At 70.6% G+C, this 21,217-nt stretch carries 18 protein-coding genes; 15 read left to right on the top strand and 3 right to left on the bottom strand.

Annotation, left to right across the window (positions count from 1 at the left end; genetic code table 11):
- The first annotated feature begins 17 nt into the window (after positions 1-17).
- The 3 genes from FS770_RS07010 (at position 18) to FS770_RS07000 (ending at position 5,111) form a co-directional block, all read left to right on the top strand.
- A complete protein-coding gene (locus FS770_RS07010) occupies positions 18-2,840 on the top strand; it encodes a DEAD/DEAH box helicase (RefSeq protein ID WP_144942863.1) in 2,823 nt (940 codons plus the stop codon).
- Between the two features lie 43 nt (positions 2,841-2,883).
- The gene (locus FS770_RS07005; protein WP_145010792.1) at positions 2,884-4,182 is read left to right on the top strand and encodes an amidohydrolase family protein; all 1,299 of its coding nucleotides are present in this window, start codon (positions 2,884-2,886) and stop codon (positions 4,180-4,182) included.
- Positions 4,183-4,370: 188 nt separating this feature from the next.
- Positions 4,371-5,111 carry a polyprenol monophosphomannose synthase gene (locus tag FS770_RS07000; RefSeq protein WP_144942864.1) on the top strand — a complete coding sequence of 247 codons (741 nt, stop codon included), beginning with the start codon at positions 4,371-4,373 and terminating at the stop codon, positions 5,109-5,111.
- A gap of 62 nt (positions 5,112-5,173) precedes the next feature.
- Here the strand turns inward: FS770_RS07000 and FS770_RS06995 are convergent, their stop codons facing one another.
- From FS770_RS06995 to FS770_RS06985, 3 genes are all read right to left on the bottom strand, one after another.
- Complete coding sequence (locus tag FS770_RS06995) at positions 5,174-5,509, bottom strand: RNA polymerase-binding protein RbpA (RefSeq protein ID WP_144942865.1); 336 nt, start codon at positions 5,507-5,509, stop codon at positions 5,174-5,176.
- A gap of 116 nt (positions 5,510-5,625) precedes the next feature.
- Positions 5,626-6,846: an SPFH domain-containing protein gene (locus FS770_RS06990; protein ID WP_244944797.1), complete on the bottom strand. Its 1,221-nt coding sequence runs from the start codon at positions 6,844-6,846 to the stop codon at positions 5,626-5,628.
- Positions 6,847-6,954: 108 nt separating this feature from the next.
- Positions 6,955-7,449, bottom strand: a complete 495-nt coding sequence (locus FS770_RS06985; protein ID WP_144942866.1) for an NfeD family protein — start codon at positions 7,447-7,449, stop codon at positions 6,955-6,957.
- A gap of 361 nt (positions 7,450-7,810) precedes the next feature.
- Here FS770_RS06985 and FS770_RS06980 point away from each other — a divergent pair, with 361 nt between their 5' ends.
- From FS770_RS06980 to secF, 12 genes are all read left to right on the top strand, one after another.
- Positions 7,811-8,689 (top strand): DUF2382 domain-containing protein, encoded by an 879-nt coding sequence (locus tag FS770_RS06980; RefSeq protein WP_144942867.1) that lies wholly within the window; start codon positions 7,811-7,813, stop codon positions 8,687-8,689.
- Positions 8,690-8,900: 211 nt separating this feature from the next.
- Positions 8,901-11,135 (top strand): threonine--tRNA ligase, encoded by a 2,235-nt coding sequence (gene thrS, locus FS770_RS06975; protein ID WP_414672737.1) that lies wholly within the window; start codon positions 8,901-8,903, stop codon positions 11,133-11,135.
- The gene (locus tag FS770_RS06970) at positions 11,132-11,704 is read left to right on the top strand and encodes an HIT family protein (RefSeq protein ID WP_144942868.1); all 573 of its coding nucleotides are present in this window, start codon (positions 11,132-11,134) and stop codon (positions 11,702-11,704) included. Before thrS ends, FS770_RS06970 begins: the two co-directional genes overlap by 4 nt.
- 51 nt (positions 11,705-11,755) lie before the next feature.
- Entirely contained in the window at positions 11,756-13,069 is a 1,314-nt protein-coding gene (locus FS770_RS06965) for a Mur ligase family protein (protein ID WP_144942869.1), read from the top strand.
- 9 nt (positions 13,070-13,078) lie between these two features.
- A complete protein-coding gene (locus FS770_RS06960) occupies positions 13,079-13,810 on the top strand; it encodes a type 1 glutamine amidotransferase (RefSeq protein WP_144942870.1) in 732 nt (243 codons plus the stop codon).
- A 133-nt stretch (positions 13,811-13,943) separates the two neighbouring features.
- On the top strand, positions 13,944-14,705 hold the full coding sequence (locus tag FS770_RS06955) for a YebC/PmpR family DNA-binding transcriptional regulator (protein ID WP_144942871.1): 762 nt from the start codon (positions 13,944-13,946) through the stop codon (positions 14,703-14,705).
- A 4-nt stretch (positions 14,706-14,709) separates the two neighbouring features.
- On the top strand, positions 14,710-15,393 hold the full coding sequence (gene ruvC, locus FS770_RS06950) for a crossover junction endodeoxyribonuclease RuvC (RefSeq protein ID WP_144942872.1): 684 nt from the start codon (positions 14,710-14,712) through the stop codon (positions 15,391-15,393).
- A 219-nt stretch (positions 15,394-15,612) separates the two neighbouring features.
- Positions 15,613-16,254, top strand: a complete 642-nt coding sequence (gene ruvA / locus FS770_RS06945) for a Holliday junction branch migration protein RuvA (protein ID WP_144942873.1) — start codon at positions 15,613-15,615, stop codon at positions 16,252-16,254.
- 2 nt (positions 16,255-16,256) lie between these two features.
- On the top strand, positions 16,257-17,357 hold the full coding sequence (gene ruvB / locus FS770_RS06940; protein WP_145010789.1) for a Holliday junction branch migration DNA helicase RuvB: 1,101 nt from the start codon (positions 16,257-16,259) through the stop codon (positions 17,355-17,357).
- 141 nt (positions 17,358-17,498) lie between these two features.
- Positions 17,499-18,089 carry a preprotein translocase subunit YajC gene (locus FS770_RS06935; protein WP_244944796.1) on the top strand — a complete coding sequence of 197 codons (591 nt, stop codon included), beginning with the start codon at positions 17,499-17,501 and terminating at the stop codon, positions 18,087-18,089.
- Positions 18,090-18,189: 100 nt separating this feature from the next.
- Positions 18,190-20,055 carry a protein translocase subunit SecD gene (gene secD, locus FS770_RS06930; RefSeq protein ID WP_144942875.1) on the top strand — a complete coding sequence of 622 codons (1,866 nt, stop codon included), beginning with the start codon at positions 18,190-18,192 and terminating at the stop codon, positions 20,053-20,055.
- Positions 20,052-21,086, top strand: a complete 1,035-nt coding sequence (gene secF / locus FS770_RS06925) for a protein translocase subunit SecF (protein WP_144942876.1) — start codon at positions 20,052-20,054, stop codon at positions 21,084-21,086. The genes secD and secF overlap by 4 nt, the downstream gene beginning before the upstream one ends.
- Positions 21,087-21,217: the final 131 nt, after the last annotated feature.

Here is a 21,217-nt window from a genome sequence, read left to right as displayed (position 1 = left end):
CCGCGTAGGCTGGCACCATGTCTTCCCCCGCCGATCGGTACATGGCCGCCAAGGCACGCGCGGCCCACGCAGGCACTGAGCTCTCGGCGTTCGAGCAGACCCTCGACTTCGAGCTGGACCCCTTCCAGACGGAGGGCTGCCGCGCGCTCGAACAGGGTCACGGCGTGCTCGTCGCCGCGCCCACGGGCGCGGGCAAGACGGTCGTGGGGGAGTTCGCCATCCACCTCGCCCTGGCCACGGGGCGCAAGGCGTTCTACACCACTCCCATCAAGGCGCTGAGCAACCAGAAGTTCCACGAGTTCTCGCGGCGCTGGGGCCCGGAGCGGGTGGGACTGCTCACCGGGGACACGTCCGTGAACTCGGAGGCGGACGTGGTGGTGATGACCACCGAGGTGCTGCGCAACATGCTCTACGGGGGCTCCTCCACCCTCACCAACCTGGGTTTCGTGGTCATGGACGAGGTGCACTACCTCGCGGACCGCTTCCGGGGCGCGGTGTGGGAGGAGGTCATCATCCACCTCCCTGACTACGTGCAGCTGGCCTCGCTGTCCGCCACGGTCTCCAACGCGGAGGAGTTCGGTGCGTGGCTGGACGACGTCCGGGGCAGCACGGACGTGGTGGTCTCCGAGCACCGCCCCGTGCCGCTGTGGCAGCACGTGCAGGTGGGGCCGCAGCTGATGGACCTCTTCGTTGACGACACGACCGTGGAGGAGGCCGCCCAGCGCCGCTCGGACAAGCACCGGGACGAGCCCGAGGTCAACCCCGAGCTGCTGCGCCTGTTCCGCGCGCAGCACCCGCGCGGTGGTCGTTCCGGCGGTCGCGGGCCGGGCCACCGCAACCGCCGCCGCGGCCGTCCCCAGGACTCGCGCCCCGCGCGCCAGGACCGGGTCTCCCGCCCGCAGCTGCTGCGCCGCCTGGACGCGGAGGCCCTGCTGCCGGCCATCACCTTCATCTTCTCCCGGGCCGGGTGCGACGCCGCCGTGGGCCAGTGCGTGGCCGCGGACCTGTGGCTGACCACCCCGCAGGAGCAGCGCACCATCCGCGCGTTCGCCGCGGAGGCCACCGCGCACATGTCCACCGCGGACCTCGCGGCCCTGAACTACGAGGACTGGTACGAGGGCCTCGTCCGGGGCATCTCCGCCCACCACGCCGGGATGCTGCCGGTCTTCAAGGAGGTCGTCGAGCAGCTCTTCGCGGAGGGGCTCCTCAAGGCGGTCTTCGCCACGGAGACGCTCGCGCTGGGGATCAACATGCCCGCCCGCTCGGTGGTGCTCGAGCGCCTCGACAAGTTCAACGGCGAGGCCCGCGTGGACATCACCCCCGGCGAGTACACCCAGCTCACGGGCCGCGCGGGACGGCGGGGGATCGACGTCGAGGGCCACGCCGTGGTGCTGTGGCGCGACGGCATGAACCCCCAGGCCGTCGCCGGCCTGGCCTCCACGCGCACCTACCCCCTGAACTCGAGCTTCCGGCCCACGTACAACATGTCCACCAACCTGATCGCGCGCTACGGCGCCAAGCGCTCGCGCTCGATCCTCGAGACCTCCTTCGCGCAGTTCCAGGCGGACCGCTCCGTGGTGGGGATCGCCAAGCGGGTGCGCTCGCAGGAGAAGACGCTGGAGGCCTACCGCGAGGCCATGTCCTGCCACCTGGGGGACTTCTCGCAGTACGCCGAGCTGCGGCGTGAGCTCGCCGGGGAGGAGAAGTCCGCGAGCAAGTCCCGCTCGGCGCGCCAGCGCAACGACGCCGCGGCATCCCTGCAGGACCTGCTGCCCGGCGACGTCGTCGAGATCCCGCACGGGCGCAACGCCGGGTGGGCCGTGGTGCTGCGGGAGGACGCGCACCCGTTCGACCCGCGCCCGCACATCCTCACCGTGGACGGCAAGCTGCGCCGCGTGGGCGTGAACGACCTCGACGGCTCCCTGGCGCCGGAGTCCCGGATCAAGATCCCCAAGCACTTCTCCGGCAAGTCGCCCCAGGAGCGCAAGGACCTCGCGGCCACGGTGCGCGCCGCGCTGCGCGAGCACCGGCCGGCGCGCAGCGGCTCGGGCGGGCACACGATCCGCTTCGACCGCGGCACCTCCGCGCGGGACCACCGCATCGAGGAGCTGCGGCGCAGGCTGCGTGCCCACCCGTGCCACGGCTGCTCGGACCGCGAGCAGCACGCCCGCTGGGCGGAGCGCGCGTGGAAGCTGGAGAAGGACACCCAGGGACTGCGCAAGCAGATCGCCGGGCGCACCGGCAGCATCGCGGCCACGTTCGACCGCGTGTGCGCGGTGCTCACCCACTTCGAGTACCTCGAACCGGACGAGTCAGGGCACCTGCGGCCCACCCCCGCCGGCGAGCAGCTGCGGCGGCTCTACGGCGAGCGGGACCTGCTGCTCGCCCTGTCCCTGCGGGAGGGCTTCCTGGACGGGCTGGACGCGCCCGGCCTCGCCGGTGTGATGACTGCGCTCGTCTACCAGCCGCGCCGCGAGGACCAGGGCTCGCGCCCCCACCTGCCCACCGCGCACATGGAGGCCGCCGTCCAGGTCCTGCTGGAGAACTGGTCCGTGCTCAGCGCCCAGGAGGCCGAGCACCGGCTGCCGGTCACGGGCGCCCCCGAGCTGGGTCTCGTGGAGGCCATGCACCGGTGGGCGCGCGGCGCCACGCTCACGCGGACCCTCACGGGCACCGACCTCGCCGCCGGGGACTTCGTGCGCTGGGCCAAGCAGACCATCGACGTCCTGGACCAGCTGCGCAGCGTCGCAGGAATCGACCCCCAGCTGCGCGAGACCGCCCACGAGGCCATCGAGTCGGTGCGCCGCGGCGTGGTCGAGTACAGCGTCTTCGAACAGTAGGAACAGTCGCGGCGGCCACTGCCGCCGCCACGGAAGGAGTCACGTGAACTCTGCTCAGCCCGGTCAGCGGGTGTGGGTCAACGGGTCGGTCTACTCGCCCGCGGACCCGTTCGCCACCGCCCTGCTCGTGGACGGTCCCACCGTCGCGTGGGTGGGCTCCGACGACGCCGCCCGCGGCATCGCGGGTTCGAACGCCGTCCTCGGGGACCTGCGGGCCGCCGTGGTCACCCCCGCGTTCGTGGCGCACCACCTGCTCGGGGACCTCGCATCGCTCCGGGGGCAGTCGAGCGTGTCAGGATCCGACGACGACGACGCCGCGCGGCTGCCACGCGCGCGGGACGGCTACGGCGCCGTCGAGGTGCTGGGAACAGATCCCGGGGAACTCGCGGAGGCGGTGCGGCGGATCCGCGAGGACGGCATGCACGCCCTGCCCGTCCTCGTGCGGGAAGAGGCCCTGACGGGGGACGTCGACCCGGCGTCCCTGCCGTCTCCGGCGCTGGGGCTCGCCGTGCGCGAGGACACGCCCGAGGACGCGGTGCGACGCCACCTCGTCGCCTGCACCCGCGCGGGCCTTCAGGCGGTGCTCGTGCTCCCCTCGCCCCTGCCGGACGCCGCATCCACCGCCGAAGCAGCCGCGGACGGTGCCAGTGCCAGTGCGAGTGCCGATACCGATGCCGGTGATGCTGCCGCCACCGCCACCGCCACCGCCTCCGTCCCGGCCAGCACCGCTGCCGACGCCCAGGCGGCCACCCCCGCCGCGTCCACCGGCGCGGTGCTCCTGGACCGGGTGCTCTCCGCCGCCGAGGCGGCCCGCGCCGAGGTGGGGGAGCGGCCCTTCCGGGCACGGGGCCACCGCATCGTGGGCGTGGCCGACCTCGACGACGCGCAGTGCGAACGCCTGGCGAGCCTCGCCTGCACCGTCTCGTGCCGTGCCGGGCAGGCGCCGCTTCGAGATCTCGCCCGCGCCGGGGTCCCCGTGACGCTGACGACGGACGCGGAGAACCCCTGGACCGCGGTGAAGGCCGCCCTCGACGCCCCGCAGGAACGGCTGCGGACCTCCGCGCGCGCGGCCTTCCTGGCGCTGACGCGCGGCGCGTGGCGCGCTCAGGCCGGGGGCGCACCGCTGGCGGGCCAGCTCGCACCCGGGGCGGAGGCCACCCTGGCCGTGTGGGACGCCGAGTCGGTCATGGTGCAGCAGGCCCAGGGCACCGGGGCGTCCTGGAGCACGGATCCGCGCGCGAGGACGCCCGTGCTGCCCTCCCTGGACGACTCCCGGCTGCCGCTGTGCGAGGCGACGATGGTCGCGGGCACCCTGGTGAGCGGGGAGGAGCCGCGCCCCTGACGGGGTGTTTTCACCTTGGACCTTGCGTCCGCTGAGGTTAGACTGAGTTCTTACTGCCGGGTGGGTCCATCCGTCCTTAGAAAACAGAACGAGGCCGAGTGCCCCGTCTGGTCCGAAGGCGGATGGGCCTGCCCAGTGGTCTGTTCGGGCTCCGTCGCCCGAGCCCCATCGGCATGAAAGGACGCCCGGTGCGAGTTCTCACCATCATCCCCACGTACAACGAGCGCGAGTCGCTGCCCACGGTCATCGCCCGGCTGCGCGCCGCGGTGCCGGACGCCCACGTCCTGATCACGGACGACAACAGCCCGGACGGCACCGGTCGGATGGCCGACGAGTTCGCGGCACAGGACGGCAACATCCACGTGCTGCACCGCACCGCCAAGGAGGGCCTCGGCCCGGCGTACCTCGCGGGCTTCGCATGGGGTCTGGAGCACGGCTACGACGTTCTGGTGGAGATGGACGCGGACTGCTCCCACCAGCCGGAGCAGCTTCCCCTGCTGCTGGACGCCATCGAGCGGGGCGCTGACATGGCCGTCGGCTCCCGCTACGTGCCCGGTGGCCGCACCGAGAACTGGCCCCTGCAGCGCCAGCTCATCTCCCGCGGCGGCAATCTCTACTCCCGCGTGCTGCTCGGCACCTCGATCCACGACATCACCGGCGGCTTCCGCGCCTACCGGGACACCACCCTGCGGGCGCTGGACCTCGACTCCGTGCAGTCCCGCGGCTACTGCTTCCAGATCGACCTCGCGTGGCGGGCCGAGCAGCTCGGCTTCACCATCGTGGAGGTTCCCATCACGTTCGTGGAGCGTGAGGAGGGCGTGTCCAAGATGAGCAACGACGTCACCATCGAGGCCGCCACCAGCGTGGCCAAGTGGGGTCTCACGGCGCGCGCCAAGACCCTGGCGGGAAAGCTCGGCATCGGCCGCTGACCCCCGCACACGACAGTGGCCCCCGTCCGAGGACGGGGGCCACTGTCGTGAACGCGGGATTCTCAGAGAGCGTGCTGCTCCTTGTAGAACTCCAGGCGCTGGGCGAGGGTCTCCTCGAGCTCCTCCACGCTGCGCCGCTCCAGCAGCATGTCCCAGTGGGAGCGCTGGTGCTTCTCGTTGGGGTTCTCGGGCTTCTCGCCGTTGACCAGGATGGCTTCCTGACCGGTCTTCGTGGTCCACACCGGGGGGATCTCCGCCTCCGCGGCAAACATCACGGACACGGACTCGCCGTCCGCGGTGCGGTACTCCACGCGCTGGCGCGGTGCGGGCTCCACACCGGACTCGGTCTCCATGGACTGGGAGCCCAGGCGCATCCCTCGTAGGCTGCGATCACTCACGCAACGATCCTTCCTGCCGTCCGCTCGGCCGGGTCCCGCGGGGCGCACCTCGGCGTCCCGCGTCCGCGCGTGTCACCGCGCGGTCCCGACTCCTCTTCCGTGAGCACAACGGGCCGTCAGCGGTTTTCATTCCCGGGGTTCCCGGGATCCTCCGGCTGGCCGGGCTCGTCCCGGTGCTGCGCGTGCCGAGTGCCCGGCTCGCCGTCGCGGGCCGCGTCCGTGGCGCCCTCGACGACGCCGGTGACGCCCACTTCGTCCACGTGCGGATCGGCGGCCTGCTGGGCGATCGGGGACGAGTAGGGGGAGTCCGGCATCTCGAAGTCCCTCGGGTCGGTGAGCTTCAGGTCCGGCTCGAGGTCCTTCTCCGTGACCTTCACGGTCTCGTGCGCGACGATCGGCTCGTCCTCGGGGAGGTCGCGGGGGAGCACCGGCTCGTCGTCGGCGTCCGAGTCCGGGGCGTCGGAGCCCCCGGGGTTGAGGTAGGAGCCCACACCGCGCAGCGCACCGGTGAGCTCGGCGGGGATCATCCACACCTTGTTGGCAGAGCCCTCGGCGACCTTGGGCAGCGTCTGGATGTACTGGTACGCGAGCAGCTTCTGGGTGGGCTTGGCGCGGTGGATGGAGTCGAAGACCTTCGCGATGGCCTGGGCCTCGCCGTCCGCCCGCAGGATCGCGGCCTTGGCGTCACCCTCGGCGGAGAGCACCGAGGCCTGGCGCGAGCCCTCGGCGGTGAGGATCTGGGACTGCTTCTCGCCCTCGGCTGTGAGGATGGCCGCGCGGCGGTCACGCTCGGCGCGCATCTGCTTCTCCATGGAGTCCTGGATGGACGGCGGGGGAGTGATCTCCTTGATGTCAACGCGGGAGATCCGGATGCCCCAGCGCCCGGTGGTGGAGTCCAGCACGCCGCGCAGCTCGGCGTTGATCTTGTCGCGCGAGGTCAGCGTCTCCTCGAGGTTCAGCCCGCCCACCACGTTGCGCAGCGTGGCGCTCGTGAGCTCGTCCACGGCCTGGATGTAGTTGGTGATCTCGTAGGTGGCCGCGCGCGGATCGGTGACCTGGAAGTAGACCACGGTGTCGATGCCCACCACCAGGTTGTCCTCGGTGATCACGGACTGCGCCGGGAACGGCACCACCTGTTCACGCAGGTCGATCAGGGGCAGCAGCCGGTCGATGAAGGGGATCAGGAAGTGCAGACCGGGGTTCAGGGTGGCCTGGTACTTGCCCAGGCGCTCGACGATGCCGGCGCGCGACTGCGGGATGATCCGCACCGCCTTGACCAGTGCGATGACCGCGGCGAGCACCACCACGACCAGCAGGATGAGGATGACGACAGACATGGGGACCTTTCATCGGGGGGTTCCGCACGCGGTGCCGGGCCTTGCCCGTGCCCGTGTGCCGGGATCCGGTGACGACGCCGCGCTCGGCCCGCGCGGCGTCGTCACCGCTCAGGGGTGGACGCCGCGGCCCGGGCCTTCCGGGGCGACGGCCGCCGGGGCAGTTTCCGAGACCACCGCGGTGGCTCCGTCGATGCGCAGCACGAACACGCTGCTGCCCTCGACGAGGGGCGTTTCGGTGTCCGAGCGGGCCGTCCAGATGTCACCCTCCAGCCGGACGAGGCCGCTGTGCCGGCCCACGGACTCGAGCACGGTGCAGGGCAGCCCCACCAGGCGTTCGGCGTTGGAGCGGGTGGTGGGTGTCGAACGGTTCAGCCGCCGCAGCGCGAGCGGGCGGATCAGGAAGATCAGCAGCACCGAGACCACCGCGAAGAGCACCACCTGCAGGGTGAAGCTGTCCACGACCAGGCTCACCACGGTGGTGACCAGCGCTGCCAGGGACATCATCAGGAACAGGAAGTCCAGGGTGAGCATCTCGATGGCGGCCAGGGCCAGCATGACGATCAGCCAGAAGATCCAGGGGTTGTTGACCAGTGGTTCCCACACGGTGCGGCTCCGTTCTCGTCGGGGTCGACGTTTCGTGTGAATCACCCGGACGCCCTCCGGGAATCCACACCACTCGGTCCGTCCCATTGTGCCCTACGGCACTCCCGGGGCCGGGGGTGGCGCGCGGAGGAGCGGGTGGGAGCCGCTGGAGGGCGCGTCGTCGACGTCGGCCACTACACTGCGGCGGCGGCGCACGGCAACGGCGCGGCGGTTTCCCCGTGAGAGAAATCGGTGGCGACGTGTTGCCCACGTCGTAATATGAGTCACGAAGCCGGACCGCACACCCACTGCGGGGGCGGTGGCCTAACGAAGCGCACAAAACCGTGCGCTGCAAGCAGAGACTTACTGAGGAGTTAATGCGATGACCACGTTCGACGTGAATGCAATTCTGTCCAGCACGGCCTACAGTTCCGACGGTGACAAGATCGGCAAGGTCGAGCAGGTCTTCCTGGACGACAACTCGGGCGAGCCCACGTTCCTGACCGTCAACACCGGTCTGTTCGGCGCCAAAGAGAACTTCGTTCCTGTGAAGGGCGCTCGTCAGGACGGCGACCGTGTGGTCCTGCCCTACACCAAGGACGTCATCAAGGACGCTCCGAAGGTCGACGCCGACCAGCACCTCTCCCCGGCCGAGGAAGAGGAGCTGTACCGCTACTACGAGCTGAACTACGACGACGGCCGCACCGCTGGCACCGCCGCCGCGGGCCGCGACCGCCGTGACGGCGACGTCGCCGACCGCGATGCCGTGGTTGCCGACCGCGACCGCGCCGCCGGGGACCAGGACCGCGCTGCCGTGGACCAGGACCGCGCCGCCGTCGCTGGCGAGGACGCCTCCGTGGTCCGCCACGAGGAGCGCCTGAACGTGGGCACCCAGGAGCGCGAAGCTGGCCACGCCCGCCTGCGCAAGTACGTGGTCACCGACCACGAGACCGTGGACGTTCCGGTCGAGCGCGAAGAGGTGACCGTGGAGCGCACCCCGCTCAACGGAACCGAGGGCCGCGTGGACAACGGTGTGATCGGCGAGGAAGAGGTGGACGTCACTCTGCACGAGGAGCGCCCCGTCGTCGAGAAGGAGGCGGTTGCCGTCGAGGAGGTCGGGCTGAACAAGCAGACCGTCCGCGAGACCCAGCACGTCGAGGCGGACGTGAAGAAGGAGCAGGTGGACGTCGAGACGGACGTCGACCGCAACGCCGCTGGTCGTGACGACCTCGGCCGCGACGGCGACCTGCCCCGCCGCTGAACCGCACCGGCGTGAGTGACGCGCCCGAGCAGTGAGCACAGGCTGTGCCCCGGACCCCGTGTCCGGGGCACAGCCGTGTCCGGCCCGCTTCGTGCGGGTCGCGGCGGAGCGGTAGCATCGACAGCGTCGTCGGCGGCCCAGAGCGGTCCCCGGCGAGAGGCACGCCCCAGGTACGGGCGGGCACACATGACACCTGACGAGGAGAATCACCATGACGGACGCCCCTTCACTACGGCTGAGCGTGGACGGCGAGTCCCGCACCGCGGAACCGGGCACCACCGCCGCCGACCTCTACGCGCAGCAGCGCGACGTGGTGGTGGCGCACATCAACGGTGACCTCAAGGACCTGGCCACGCCCCTGCGGGACGGGGACGTCGTGGAGCGGGTGCTCGTCAGCGATCCGGAGGGCCTCGAGGTGCTGCGGCACTCCACCGCGCACGTCATGGCGCAGGCCGTCCAGGAGCTGCGCGCGGACGCCAAGCTGGGGATCGGCCCGTACATCACGGACGGCTTCTACTTCGACTTCGACGTCGCGGAGCCCTTCACGCCCGAGGACCTCAAGAAGCTCGAGAAGTCGATGCTGAAGATCGTCAACAAGAACCAGATCTTCCGCCGCCGCAGCGTCACCGAGGCCGAGGCTCGTGCGGAGATGGCGGACGAGCCGTACAAGCTCGAGCTCATCGACCTGGCCGGCGGGCCGGGCTCCGGCGCGGTGGACGAGTCCGCCGAGGGCGCCTCCGTGGAGGTGGGCGGCGGCGAGCTGACCATCTACGACAACGTGGACCGCAAGAGCGGGGAGACGGTCTGGAAGGACCTGTGCCGCGGTCCGCACCTTCCGGACACCAAGCACATCGGCAACGGCTACGCCCTGATGCGCTCCGCGGCCGCCTACTGGCGCGGCAACGAGAACAACAAGCAGCTGCAGCGCATCTACGGCACGGCCTGGCCCACCAAGGACGAGCTGAAGGCCTACAAGGACCGCCTGGCGGAGGCGGAGCGCCGCGACCACCGCAAGCTCGGCGTGGAGCTGGACCTGTTCTCCTTCCCGGACGAGCTCGGCTCGGGCCTGCCCGTGTTCCACCCCAAGGGCGGGATCATCCGCAAGGAGATGGAGGACTACTCGCGGGAGCGCCACGCGCGCGCCGGCTACGAGTTCGTCTACACGCCGCACATCACCAAGGGCCACCTCTACGAGGTCTCCGGGCACCTGGACTGGTACCGGGACGGCATGTTCCCTCCCATGCACGTGGACGAGGAGCGGGACCCCGAGACCGGCGAGCTGATGAAGCCGGGCCAGGACTACTACCTCAAGCCCATGAACTGCCCCATGCACAACCTGATCTACCGCTCCCGGGGGCGCTCCTACCGTGAGCTTCCCCTGCGGCTCTTCGAGTTCGGGGCGGTCTACCGCTACGAGAAGTCCGGTGTGATTCACGGTCTGACGCGCGTGCGCGGCATGACCCAGGACGACGCCCACATCTACTGCACGCGCGAGCAGATGAAGGGCGAGCTGACCAGCACCCTGAACTTCGTGCTCTCGCTGCTCAAGGACTACGGCATGGAGGACTTCTACCTGGAGCTCTCCACCAAGGACCCGGAGAAGTTCGTGGGCTCGGACGAGATCTGGGAGGAGGCCACCCGCACGCTGCAGGAGGTGGCGGAGGAGTCCGGCCTGGAGCTCGTCCCGGACCCGGCGGGTGCCGCGTTCTACGGCCCCAAGATCTCGGTGCAGGCACGCGACGCGATCGGGCGCACGTGGCAGATGTCCACCATTCAGCTGGACTTCAACCTCCCCGAGCGCTTCGACCTGGAGTACCAGGCCTCGGACGGCACACGCCAGCGCCCCGTGATGATCCACCGCGCGCTCTTCGGCTCCGTGGAGCGCTTCATGGGCGTGCTCACGGAGCACTACGCCGGCGCGTTCCCCGCCTGGCTGTCTCCCGTGCAGGTGCGGGCGATCCCCGTGGCGGACGCGTTCGACGACTACCTGGACGGCTTTGCGCAGAAGCTGCGGGAGAAGGGCGTGCGCGTCGAGGTGGACACCTCCTCGGACCGCTTCCCCAAGAAGATCCGCACCGCCTCGAAGGACAAGATCCCGTTCGTGGTCATTGCCGGCGGGGACGACGCCGAGGCAGGCACCGTCTCCTTCCGCTTCCGCGACGGCTCCCAGTTCAACGGCGTCTCCCAGGACGAGGCGGTCGAGCTGATCTCCGGTCACATCGCACAGCGTGTCAACGCGGACCCCACGGCCCCCGCCCAGCCCGGTGCGGTGGACGACTCCGCAGACGGTTCCGGTGGCGGCGAGGTGCGCGTGACCGAGACGGTCGTCGAGGATTCGGCGGACGCCGCGGCGTCGGCCTCGTCCCGGAAGGCAACCGCACGCGGTGCCGCCGCCGGCGGGGCGAGCACGGAAACCGGCGAGCCGGGCGTGCCGGGGCAGCCGTGACCGGGCGGGGCCCGGCGTCGGGCGAGCAGGGCGTGGGCCGGGACGACTTCGAGCTCCCGGGCGTGCCGGACGGCTTCCAGCGGCTGTGGACCCCCCACCGCCTCGCGTACGTGCGGGGGGAGGACACCTCCGTGGAGCAGCCACCGGGCTGCCCGTTCTGCGCGGCGCCCGGGCGCCCCGACGACGAGTCCCTCATCGTGCACCGCGGGGAGCACTGCTTCGCCGTCCTCAACCTGTTCCCGTACAACCCGGGGCACGTGCTCGTGTGCCCGTACCGGCACGTCGCGGACCTCGAGGAGCTCACGGACGAGGAGCTGTGGGAGCTGAACACGCTCACCCGCACCGCAGTGCGGGTGATCCGCGACGTCGCCCAGCCGGCCGCGTTCAACGTGGGCCTCAACCTGGGATCCGCCGCCGGTGGCTCGCTGTCCGCGCACCTGCACCAGCACGTGGTGCCGCGCTGGACCGGCGACGCCAACTTCATGCCGGTGATCGCCCACACCAAACCCCTGATCCAGACCCTCGGATCCACCCGCGAGGACATCGCGGCCGCCTGGCCCGAGGACTGACCCACCGGGCCCCCGGGTCCGCACCGCGGGCGAGCGTGCCCGCTCACTAGGATGGAGCCCATGTCCAGACCACTTGTACGTGCCCTCGGCCAGGGCGTCCGCTGGGCCACGAGCCTGCGCGGCGGCGGATCCGCCTTCCCCGGCCTGTTCATGGAGAAGCTGCACCCCCGCTTCGTGTCGGAGGAGCTCGCCAAGCTGCCCCTGGGAGTGGTGGTGGTCAGCGGCACCAACGGCAAGACGACCACCACCAAGATGGCCGTGCAGCTGCTGCGTTCGCAGGGGCTGCGGGTGTTCACCAACCGCACCGGCTCCAACTTCGTGCGCGGCGTGGCCGCCTCCCTGCTCGCCGAGATGGACGCGTTCGGCCGCCTGGACGCGGACGTGGCCGTCCTGGAGCTGGACGAGGCCCACGCGGTGCACTTCGTGAAGCAGGTCCGTCCGCGGACCAGCCTGCTGCTCAACATCATGCGGGACCAGCTGGACCGTTTCGGGGAGATCGACACCACGCGGCGCATGCTGCGGCAGGTGGCGCACGCGACCACGGAGACCGTGGTGCTGAACCGGGAGGACCCTCGGATCGCCTCGCTCGCCGAGGACCTCCCGGAGGGCACCGGGGTGAGCTGGTTCGGGCTCTCTGACGCGCTGCGTCCCATGTTCCCCTCGGACGACGACATGCGCGACGGCCTGCGCCAGGTGGACCCGGGCGCCGAGGACAGCGCCGTTCCCTCGGCGGAGCGCCCGCGGGCGGACGTGGTGCTCGAGGCCGTCAACGCTCGAAGCGTTGAGCTCGACGTCGCCGGCAAGGCCTACGAGGCCACGGTGGACCTCTACGGCGTCTACAACCAGTACAACGCGGCGGGTGCGCTGGCACTCGCCCTGCAGGTGCTGGGCGAGCGCGCGGACACGGCTTCCCTGGTGGCGGAGCTCGGCAAGGTCACCCCGGCGTTCGGGCGCGGGGAGACCATCACGGTCCAGGACAAGCCCCTGCAGCTGCTGCTCGTGAAGAACCCCGCCGGCTTCCGGCTCTCCCTCGCCTCCGCCTCGGCCGAGGACTACGCGACGATGATCGCGATCAACGACCAGTACGCGGACGGCCGCGACGTCTCCTGGCTGTGGGACGTGGACTTCGACCGGCTGCGCGAGGGCGGCGTGGACGTGGTCTCCGGTGTGCGCGCGTGGGACATGGCCCTGCGCCTGGACTACGACCTCGTGCCCGTGGGCACCGTGGAGCCGGACCTGGAGACCGCCCTGCGGGACTTCATCGCGGGGTCGGGGGACCGTCCCATGCGCATCTTCTGCACCTACACGGCCATGCTGTCCCTGCGCAAGATCCTGGGCGGCATGACTCACGTGGCCGCGATCTAGGAGGACTCCGTGCCAGAGACCAGCACAGAACCGCTGCGCATCGTGCAGCTCTACCCCCGGGACATGAACATCTACGGTGACTGGGGGAACACCCTCACGCTCAAGCGCCGAGCCGAACGCTACGGGCTCGCAGTGGAGGTTCACGACCACAACCCCGGTGACCCCTGGCCGGAGCAGGCGGACCTCTTCGTGGGCGGCGGCGGGCAGGACTCGGGACAGTTCCGCGTGGCGGAGGACCTCGCGGCCGTCTCGGGGCACCTGCACGACGCTGCGGAGCGCGGTGTGCCGATGCTCGCCATCTGCGGGCTGTACCAGCTCCTGGGGAAGAGCTTCCGCACCGGCGGGGGAGAGACCCTGCAGGGCATCGGGATTTTCGACCTGGAGACGGTCGCGGGCCCCGAGCGCCTGATCGGCAACATCGTGACCGAGTCACAGGAACTGGGCACCATCGTCGGCTACGAGAACCACTCCGGACTGACCCACCTGGGCGCGGGCCAGCAACCGCTCGCCGCGGTCGTCTCCGGGGCGGGAAACGACGGCCAGGACGGCACAGAGGGCGCCCGTACGGCCAACGTGCTGGGCAGCTACCTGCACGGGTCCATGCTGCCGAAGAACCCGGCCGTCGCGGACTTCCTGCTCTCAGCCGCGCTCGAGGTGCGGGGTGAGGCCCTGCCGGAGAAGACCTTCGACGACACGCTCGCGGAGCGGGCCCGCGAGGTCGCGAGCTCTCGGCCCCGCTGACGACGCCGCCCGGGGGGGCTGTCCGCAGGCGCTGGTGTGACAGCGCACGGGGCACGCTCGGTATCATGGCAGTCAATCCACCACCGCGTCCGGCCCGAGCACGGCCGGACGCACTGTTTCTAGGAGGTCATCCATGTCAGGTCACTCCAAGTGGGCCACGACCAAGCACAAGAAGGCGGCGATCGACGCCAAGCGTGCGAAGGCGTTCGCGAAGTACATCAAGGGGATCGAGGTCGCGGCACGCATGGGCGGCGCCGACACCTCCGGCAACCCGGCGCTCGAGCTCGCCGTCTCCAAGGCCAAGAAGAACTCGGTGCCCAACGACAACATCGACCGCGCCGTCAAGCGTGGTGCCGGGCTGACGGGTGAGACGATCGACTACACCGAGATCCTCTACGAGGCCCGAGGCCCTCAGGGCACCGCGCTGTACATCGAGTGCCTCACGGACAACAAGAACCGTGCGGCGTCCGAGGTGCGCGTGGCGGTGACCCGCCACGGCGGTTCCATGGCGGACTCCGGCTCCGTGGCGTACCTCTTCGAGCGCAAGGGCGTGGTCGAGGTCGCGAAGACGGACGGGCTGACGGAGGACGACGTCCTGATGGCCGTCCTGGATGCCGGCGCCGACGAGGTGCTGGACGAGTCGGACGTCTTCGAGGTGGTCAGCGAGGCCACGGACCTGCCCGCGATCCGTACATCGCTGGACGAGGCCGGGCTCGAGTACAACAACGACGACCCCCAGTTCCGGGCGACCATGAAGGTGGACCTGGACGCGGACGGCGCGCGGAAGTTCCTCAAGCTCGTGGACGCCGTCGAGGAGCTCGACGATGTGCAGAACGTCTACTCGAACGCGAACATCCCGGCCGAAGTCATGGCCGAGCTCGAGGACGACGAGTAGGACCGTGCCGCGCACCCAGGACCGCGGGGGGCGTCGGGTGCTCGCCGTGGACCCTGGCCTCACACGCTGCGGGTTCGCCGTGGTGGACATGTCCGCCCAGCGCACGGGCACGTTCGTGCACGTCCAGGTCAGCGGCACGAAGGCGGACGAGGCGCTGGAGCGGCGCGTGCTGACCATCATGGAGACCGCCGAGGAGCTGATCGAGCGCTTCCGGCCGGACGTGGTGGCCGTGGAGCGCGTGTTCGCGCAGAACAACGCCCCCACCGTGGTGGGCACCGCGCAGGCCACCGGCGTCGTCATCGCAGCGGCTGCCAGACGCGGAATCCCCGTGGCCTGGCACACACCGTCCGAGGTCAAGGCCGCGGTCACCGGTGACGGGTCCGCGGACAAGGAGTCGGTCAACCGCATGGTCGTGCGGATCCTGCGCCTGGATGCCCCGCCGCGTCCCGCGGACGCCGCGGACGCCCTTGCTCTGGCGGTGTGCCACGGCTGGCGTGGCGGCGTCTCCGGGGTCAATGCGGCCGAGCGGACCTCCACCCACTCGGGGTCCAGACCCTCCCGCGCAGGCACTGCCGGCACGCTGACCCCCGCGCAGCAGGCGTGGCGGCGGGCCGAGACGGCGTCCCGCGCGCCGGGTGCGGGAAAGCCCCGGTCCTCCGGGCACTCCGGCGGGTCTCGCTTCCGCTGACCCGCCCCGTTGCGACAGGATCGCGACGGCGCGCTGGGGCATCCGGGTGTCGCTCATCATGTCCCCGGGCCTTGGTACAGTGGCCAGCAGTATTCGCACATCTGTTCGAACGTGTGCGGCTGCCCCCTCGGTGGGACGGTTGCGCACGGACGGGCGCCCCGGCGGCGGGGCCGCCGCCACTGAGACGACCCGCGCGGAGCCGGGAGAGGGGAGCGGACCGTGATTGCTTCGGTCACCGGTGAGGTGCAGTTCGTGGGGACCACGCTCGCGGTCGTGGAGGTCGCCGGCTTCGGGGTCGAGGTCCACGCGAGCACCCACACCCTCGCGGGACTGCGGGTGGGTTCCACCACGCGTCTGCACACCGCGTACATCGCGCGGAAGGACGAGTCCCCCCTGCTCTTCGGCTTCTCCCGCGCGGACGAGAAGGAAGTGTTCACCGTGATGCTCGGGGTCTCCGGGGTGGGCCCGCGCACGGCCCTGGCGGCGGTCTCCGTGCTCGGCCCGGACGACGCCAGGCGCGCGATCGCCGCGGGTGACGACAAGGCATTCACCGCCGTGCCGGGCATCGGTCCCAAGTCCGCGCGCCGGATCGTGCTCGAACTGGCCGACAAGCTTGTACTCCCCGAGCCCGCAAGCGTGCAGGGCGCCCAGCCGCAGATGCAGGTCTGGCGTGAGCAGGTCATTGATGCCCTGACCGGTCTGGGGTGGAGCGAGAAGGACGCCGCCCGGGGCATCGACGACGCCCTGCAGACCCAGCCCGAGCTCGCCGACTCGGGCAACGTGGCGGAGATCCTGCGCGCCGTCCTGTCCTGGCTCGGCACCTCCAAGGGCACCTCTCACGCCCGCACCGGGGGGCGTTGAGCATGGCCATCGAGGACGGCGCGTCCACCGGGCAGCAGCGGCTCGTTGGTGCGGAGGGCGATTACGACGACCAGCAGCTCGAGGCGTCCCTGCGCCCGGGCACGCTCGAGGACTTCGTGGGCCAGCAGCGCGTGCGTGCCCAGCTCTCGCTCGTGCTGGAGGCGTCCAAGCTGCGCGGTCGCACGGCGGACCATGTGCTGCTCTCGGGACCCCCGGGGCTCGGCAAGACCACGCTCGCCATGATCATTGCCCAGGACCTGGACGTCCCCCTGCGGATCTCCTCCGGCCCCGCCATCCAGCACGCCGGGGACCTCGCCGCGATCCTGTCCTCCCTGACCCACGGGGAGGTGCTCTTCCTGGACGAGATCCACCGCATGTCCCGCCCGGCCGAGGAGATGCTCTACATGGCCATGGAGGACTTCCGCGTGGACATCGTTGTGGGCAAGGGGGCCGGTGCCACGTCTATCCCGCTGGACCTCCCACCGTTCACGCTCGTGGGCGCGACCACGCGTGCCGGTCTGCTGCCTGGCCCTCTGCGGGACCGCTTCGGCTTCACAGGGCACCTGGAGTTCTACTCCGTCCCGGAGCTGGAACTCGTGCTGCGCCGCTCGGCCGCCCTCTTGGACCTCACCATGACCACGGAGGCGTTCAGCGAGGTGGCTTCCCGCTCCCGGGGAACCCCCCGCATCGCGAACCGGCTGCTGCGCCGCGTGCGGGACTGGGCACTCGTGCACGGCGTGGACCGGATCGACGCGCGCGCCGCCGGCGCCGCACTGGACATGTACGAGGTGGACGTCCGTGGCCTCGACCGGCTCGACCGCAACGTGCTCTCGGCGCTCGTGGGAAAGTTCAACGGTGGCCCCGTGGGGCTGTCCACCCTGGCGATCGCGGTGGGTGAGGAGATCGAGACCGTGGAGACCGTGGCCGAGCCGTTCCTCGTGCGGGAGGGACTGCTGGGGCGCACGCCGCGCGGGCGCATCGCCATGGCGGCCGCGTGGGAACACCTGGGTCTGGAGGTCCCGAACCACGCGGCGTTCAAGGACCCGGCCCTGCGCACGGCGCTGGCCTCGAACGCGGAGCAGGAGCAGGACGCCTCCTCCTAGCCGGTCCTGTCACCGTCCAGCGGGTCACCAGATCCATCCACTAAACTTCATGCGAACCCGAGCGCGTGCTCGAATCATTCCCGCGGGTCAGCGGGCACCTGCCACGCGCGACCCCTCGCACGACGACAGAACGGATCATTTGTGACGCTCCTCGCAGAAACCCAGGAAGCTGCTGCCGGCGGAGGTGGGACCGTGTGGTTCCTGCCCGTGATGCTCGTGGTGATGGTGCTGCTGCTCTGGCTGCCCATGCGCCGCCAGAAGAAGGCCCAGGCCCAGATGAGGGCCAAGCAGGCGACCATGGAACCCGGCACGCGCGTGATGACCAGCTTCGGCCTCTACGGAACGCTGCGCGACATGGACCGCGAGCAGAACAAGGCCGTCCTGGAGATCTCCCCGGGCCAGCTCGTCACCGTGCACTCCCAGACCGTGACCACCGTGGTGGACGAGACTCCCGCGGACTCCGGGGCGGATGGGGGCGCCGTCGTCGACGGCCCTGCGGCCACTGGTACGACGACCGCGGGCACCGTGCACGACGCGTCCGGGAACACAGCCGCTGAGAACGGCAACGTCGTGACCGGCGCCGCGCGCAGTGAGTCGGACACGACCGGAACCACCCCCGGAGGTGCAACCGCCGCCGGGAACACCGCAGCTGGCGACGTCGCACCGGAGCAGGATCACCGGACCTGGCGCGACGCCCGCAACGGCGAGGACCGCGGTACCACCACCAACTGATCCACCCCCCCCGCTGGGACACGGGCCGATGACATCGGCCCGTTTCTCATGCGTCGACCGGCCCGTGCGGTGCCGGTGACGGGCTCGTTGAAGGACGGCTATGGCAGCACAGAAGAAGGCGTCGGGGACCCCCGGGGAGCCCAGGGGCTCCCGCTGGCGTCGGCACAGGACATCGGAGGAGACCGGCTTGCGCGCGAGCGGCGCGAAGGGCGGGGGCGCTACGCCGCGGCCGCGCTCGGGGGCTGCTGCTGCTGCGGCGTCGGCCCGCAAGGCCCTGCTCGCCCTCGTGGCCGTGGTCGCGATCCTGGCGGGGGTGCTGGTCTACGGGGTCAGCACGGACCGCACGGGGTGGGGTCCGAAGCTGGCCCTGGACCTCGAGGGCGGTACGCAGATGGTGCTCTCGCCCACCCTCCAGGGTGATGACGCCGGCAAGGAGATCTCCCAGGAGCAGCTTGACCAGGCCGTGGAGATCATCCGCCAGCGCGTGGACGGCGCGGGTGTCTCGGAGGCGGAGATCACGACCCAGTCCGGGCGCAACATCGTCGTGTCGATGCCCGGCGTGCCCTCGAGCGAGACCCGCGACCTCATCCAGACCTCGGCGCAGATGGCGTTCCGCCCCGTGATCGTCACCGGCGACGGTGCCCCCACACCGGCGGACAAGCGCACGGATCCGAAGTCCATCCCGGAGCCGGACGCGAAGCCCACCAACTCCTCGGACCCCAACTGGGTGACCCGCGAGCTTTACGCCCAGTACGAGGCCCTGGACTGCACCAAGGGTCAGTCGCAGGAAGAGCGTGCCGCGCAGCCGCAGGACAAGGCCGTGGTGGCGTGCGACTCGCAGGGCGGCTCCGAGAACGGCACCAAGTTCATCCTTGGGCCGGTGGAGATCCCCGGCACCGAGATCTCGGACGCGTCCTACGCCCAGGCCACGAACTCGCAGGGCCACGCCACGGGTGGTTTCGCCGTGAACCTGCAGTTCGACGAGCAGGGCACCAGGACCTTCAAGGACCTCTCCGAGCGGCTCTACAGCCTGGGGCAGAGCAGCCAGGGCGATCCCCGCTCCCAGTTCGCCATCGTGCTGGACGGCTCCGTGATCTCCGCGCCGAGCATGAACTCCGTCATCACGGACGGCAAGGCGCAGATCACGGGCAGCTTTACGGAGGACGAGGCCAAGTTCTTGTCCCAGCAGCTGAAGTACGGTGCGCTGCCGGTGTCCTTCTCGATCGACTCGGAGCAGCAGGTCTCCGCGACGCTGGGCAGCGACCAGCTGCGCATGGGCATCGTGGCCGGTCTGATCGGTCTGGCGCTCGTGTGCATCTACTCGCTGTTCCAGTACCGCTGGTTGGGGCTCGTGACCATCGCGTCGCTCGTCGTGGCCGGTGTGCTCACGTACCTCGCGATCACACTGCTCGGCTGGGGCGCCAACTACCGGCTCTCACTCGCCGGCGTGGCGGGCCTGGTGGTGGCTATCGGGCAGACTGCTGACTCGTTCATCGTCTACTTCGAACGCATCCGCGACGAGATCCGCGCCGGGCGTACGATTCCTGCCGCCGTGGACCACGGCTGGCAGCGGGCACGTCAGACGGTGCTCGCCTCCAAGGCCGTGAACCTGCTGGCCGCGGTGGTCCTGTACTTCGTGGCCGTGGGCAACGTGCGCGGCTTCGCGTTCACCTTGGGTCTCACGGCCATCGCGGATCTGCTGGTCGTGTTCCTGTTCACGCACCCGGTCATGGTGCTGCTGGCCCGCACGCGCTATTTCGGCTCCGGCGCCAAGAACTCCGGCCTGGACCCGGAGGCCCTCGACGCCGTGCCGCTCTACCGCGGCGCCGGGCGGCTGCGCGACCCCTCCGAGAACGACGGCCTCACGATCGCCGAACGACGACGCCGCGCGGCACGCGAGGCGGCCCCCGGTGACGACACGGCGTCGTCCTCCGCCCACTCCGACACTCAGGAGGCCCAGCGATGAGCAACCGACTCGCGCGATTCGGCAACGACCTGCACAGCGGGCGCCGCTCCTACCCGTTCGTCCAGAAGCGCGGGTTGTGGCTCGCGGTGAGCCTGGCGCTCGTGGTGGTCTCCGTGCTGATCCCCGTGGTCAAAGGCGGGTTCAACCTGGGCATCGACTTCACCGGGGGATCGGAGTTCACGGTCTCCGGGGTCGAGAACACGGACGTCTCCCTCGGCCAGCGCGCCGTGGCGGGCACCCCCGGCGCGGACGAGGCCACGGTCACCAACATCGCCCCCGGCACCATTCGGGTGCAGACCCAGCAGCTCGACGACGACCAGACACTGAGTGTGAAGTCCAAGCTGCAGGACTCCTACGGCGTGGGCGAGGACCAGGTGACCTCGAACTTCGTGGGTCCCACGTGGGGTCAGGGCGTCACGCAGCAGGCGCTGTGGGGCCTGCTGGTCTTCGTGGTGCTGGCCCTCGCGCTGATGGCGCTGTACTTCCGTACGTGGAAGATGTCTGTGTCCTCGATTGCTGCGATGCTCGTGACCGTGGTGGTCACGGGCGGTGTCTACTCGCTCGTGGGTTTCGAGATCACCCCGTCCGCCGTGATCGGCTTCCTCACGGTGCTCTCCTACTCGCTCTACGACTCGGTGGTGGTCTTCGACAAGGTCCGTGAGAACACCGCGGGGCTGTTGGACGGCACCGCACCTGCGGAGCGCGCGAAGCGCACGTACGGGGAGCAGGTGAACCTGGCGGTGAACCAGACGCTCGTGCGCTCGATCAACACCTCCGTGGTGGGCATCCTGCCGGTGGGCTCCATCCTGTTCATCGGCGCCTACCTGCTGGGCGCGGGAACCCTGAAGGACCTCTCGCTCTCGCTGTTCGTGGGCATCATCGTGGGCACCCTGGCCACGCTGTTCGTCGCGGCGCCGCTGTACTCGTGGCTGCGGGACCGCGATCCCGCGGTGCGCGAGCAGACCCGGAAGGTGCTGGAGGAGCGGACCACGGATGCGCCCCCGGTGAGCTCGGACCCCGTCTCCGCCTGAGCCCGGACACCCGGACCACGGGCCCCGCCAGCGCTCACGCCCCCCGCGGCCCCGTGCACGGAGCACTGGGCCGCGGCATTACACTGGGTCATCAGCCGCGCCGGGCCAGGATCCCACCTCCCCGGCACCGC

The organism is Kocuria salsicia, from assembly GCF_007681555.1.
GTDB lineage: Bacteria > Actinomycetota > Actinomycetes > Actinomycetales > Micrococcaceae > Kocuria > Kocuria salsicia.
The sequence above is the reverse complement of the archived record's forward strand: the minus strand, read 5'-3'. Positions and strand labels throughout refer to the sequence as shown.

Excerpts from the sequence above, each read along its gene's own strand:
- FS770_RS07010 (WP_144942863.1), top strand. The coding sequence starts at position 18 with ATGTCTTCCCCCGCCGATCGGTACATGGCCGCCAAGGCACGCGCGGCC.
- FS770_RS06990 (WP_244944797.1), bottom strand. The coding sequence starts at position 6,846 with ATGTCTGTCGTCATCCTCATCCTGCTGGTCGTGGTGGTGCTCGCCGCG.
- FS770_RS06980 (WP_144942867.1), top strand. The coding sequence starts at position 7,811 with ATGACCACGTTCGACGTGAATGCAATTCTGTCCAGCACGGCCTACAGT.
- thrS (WP_414672737.1), top strand. The coding sequence starts at position 8,901 with ATGACGGACGCCCCTTCACTACGGCTGAGCGTGGACGGCGAGTCCCGC.
- FS770_RS06965 (WP_144942869.1), top strand. The coding sequence starts at position 11,756 with ATGGAGCCCATGTCCAGACCACTTGTACGTGCCCTCGGCCAGGGCGTC.
- FS770_RS06955 (WP_144942871.1), top strand. The coding sequence starts at position 13,944 with ATGTCAGGTCACTCCAAGTGGGCCACGACCAAGCACAAGAAGGCGGCG.
- ruvB (WP_145010789.1), top strand. The coding sequence starts at position 16,257 with ATGGCCATCGAGGACGGCGCGTCCACCGGGCAGCAGCGGCTCGTTGGT.
- secD (WP_144942875.1), top strand. The coding sequence starts at position 18,190 with ATGGCAGCACAGAAGAAGGCGTCGGGGACCCCCGGGGAGCCCAGGGGC.
- secF (WP_144942876.1), top strand. The coding sequence starts at position 20,052 with ATGAGCAACCGACTCGCGCGATTCGGCAACGACCTGCACAGCGGGCGC.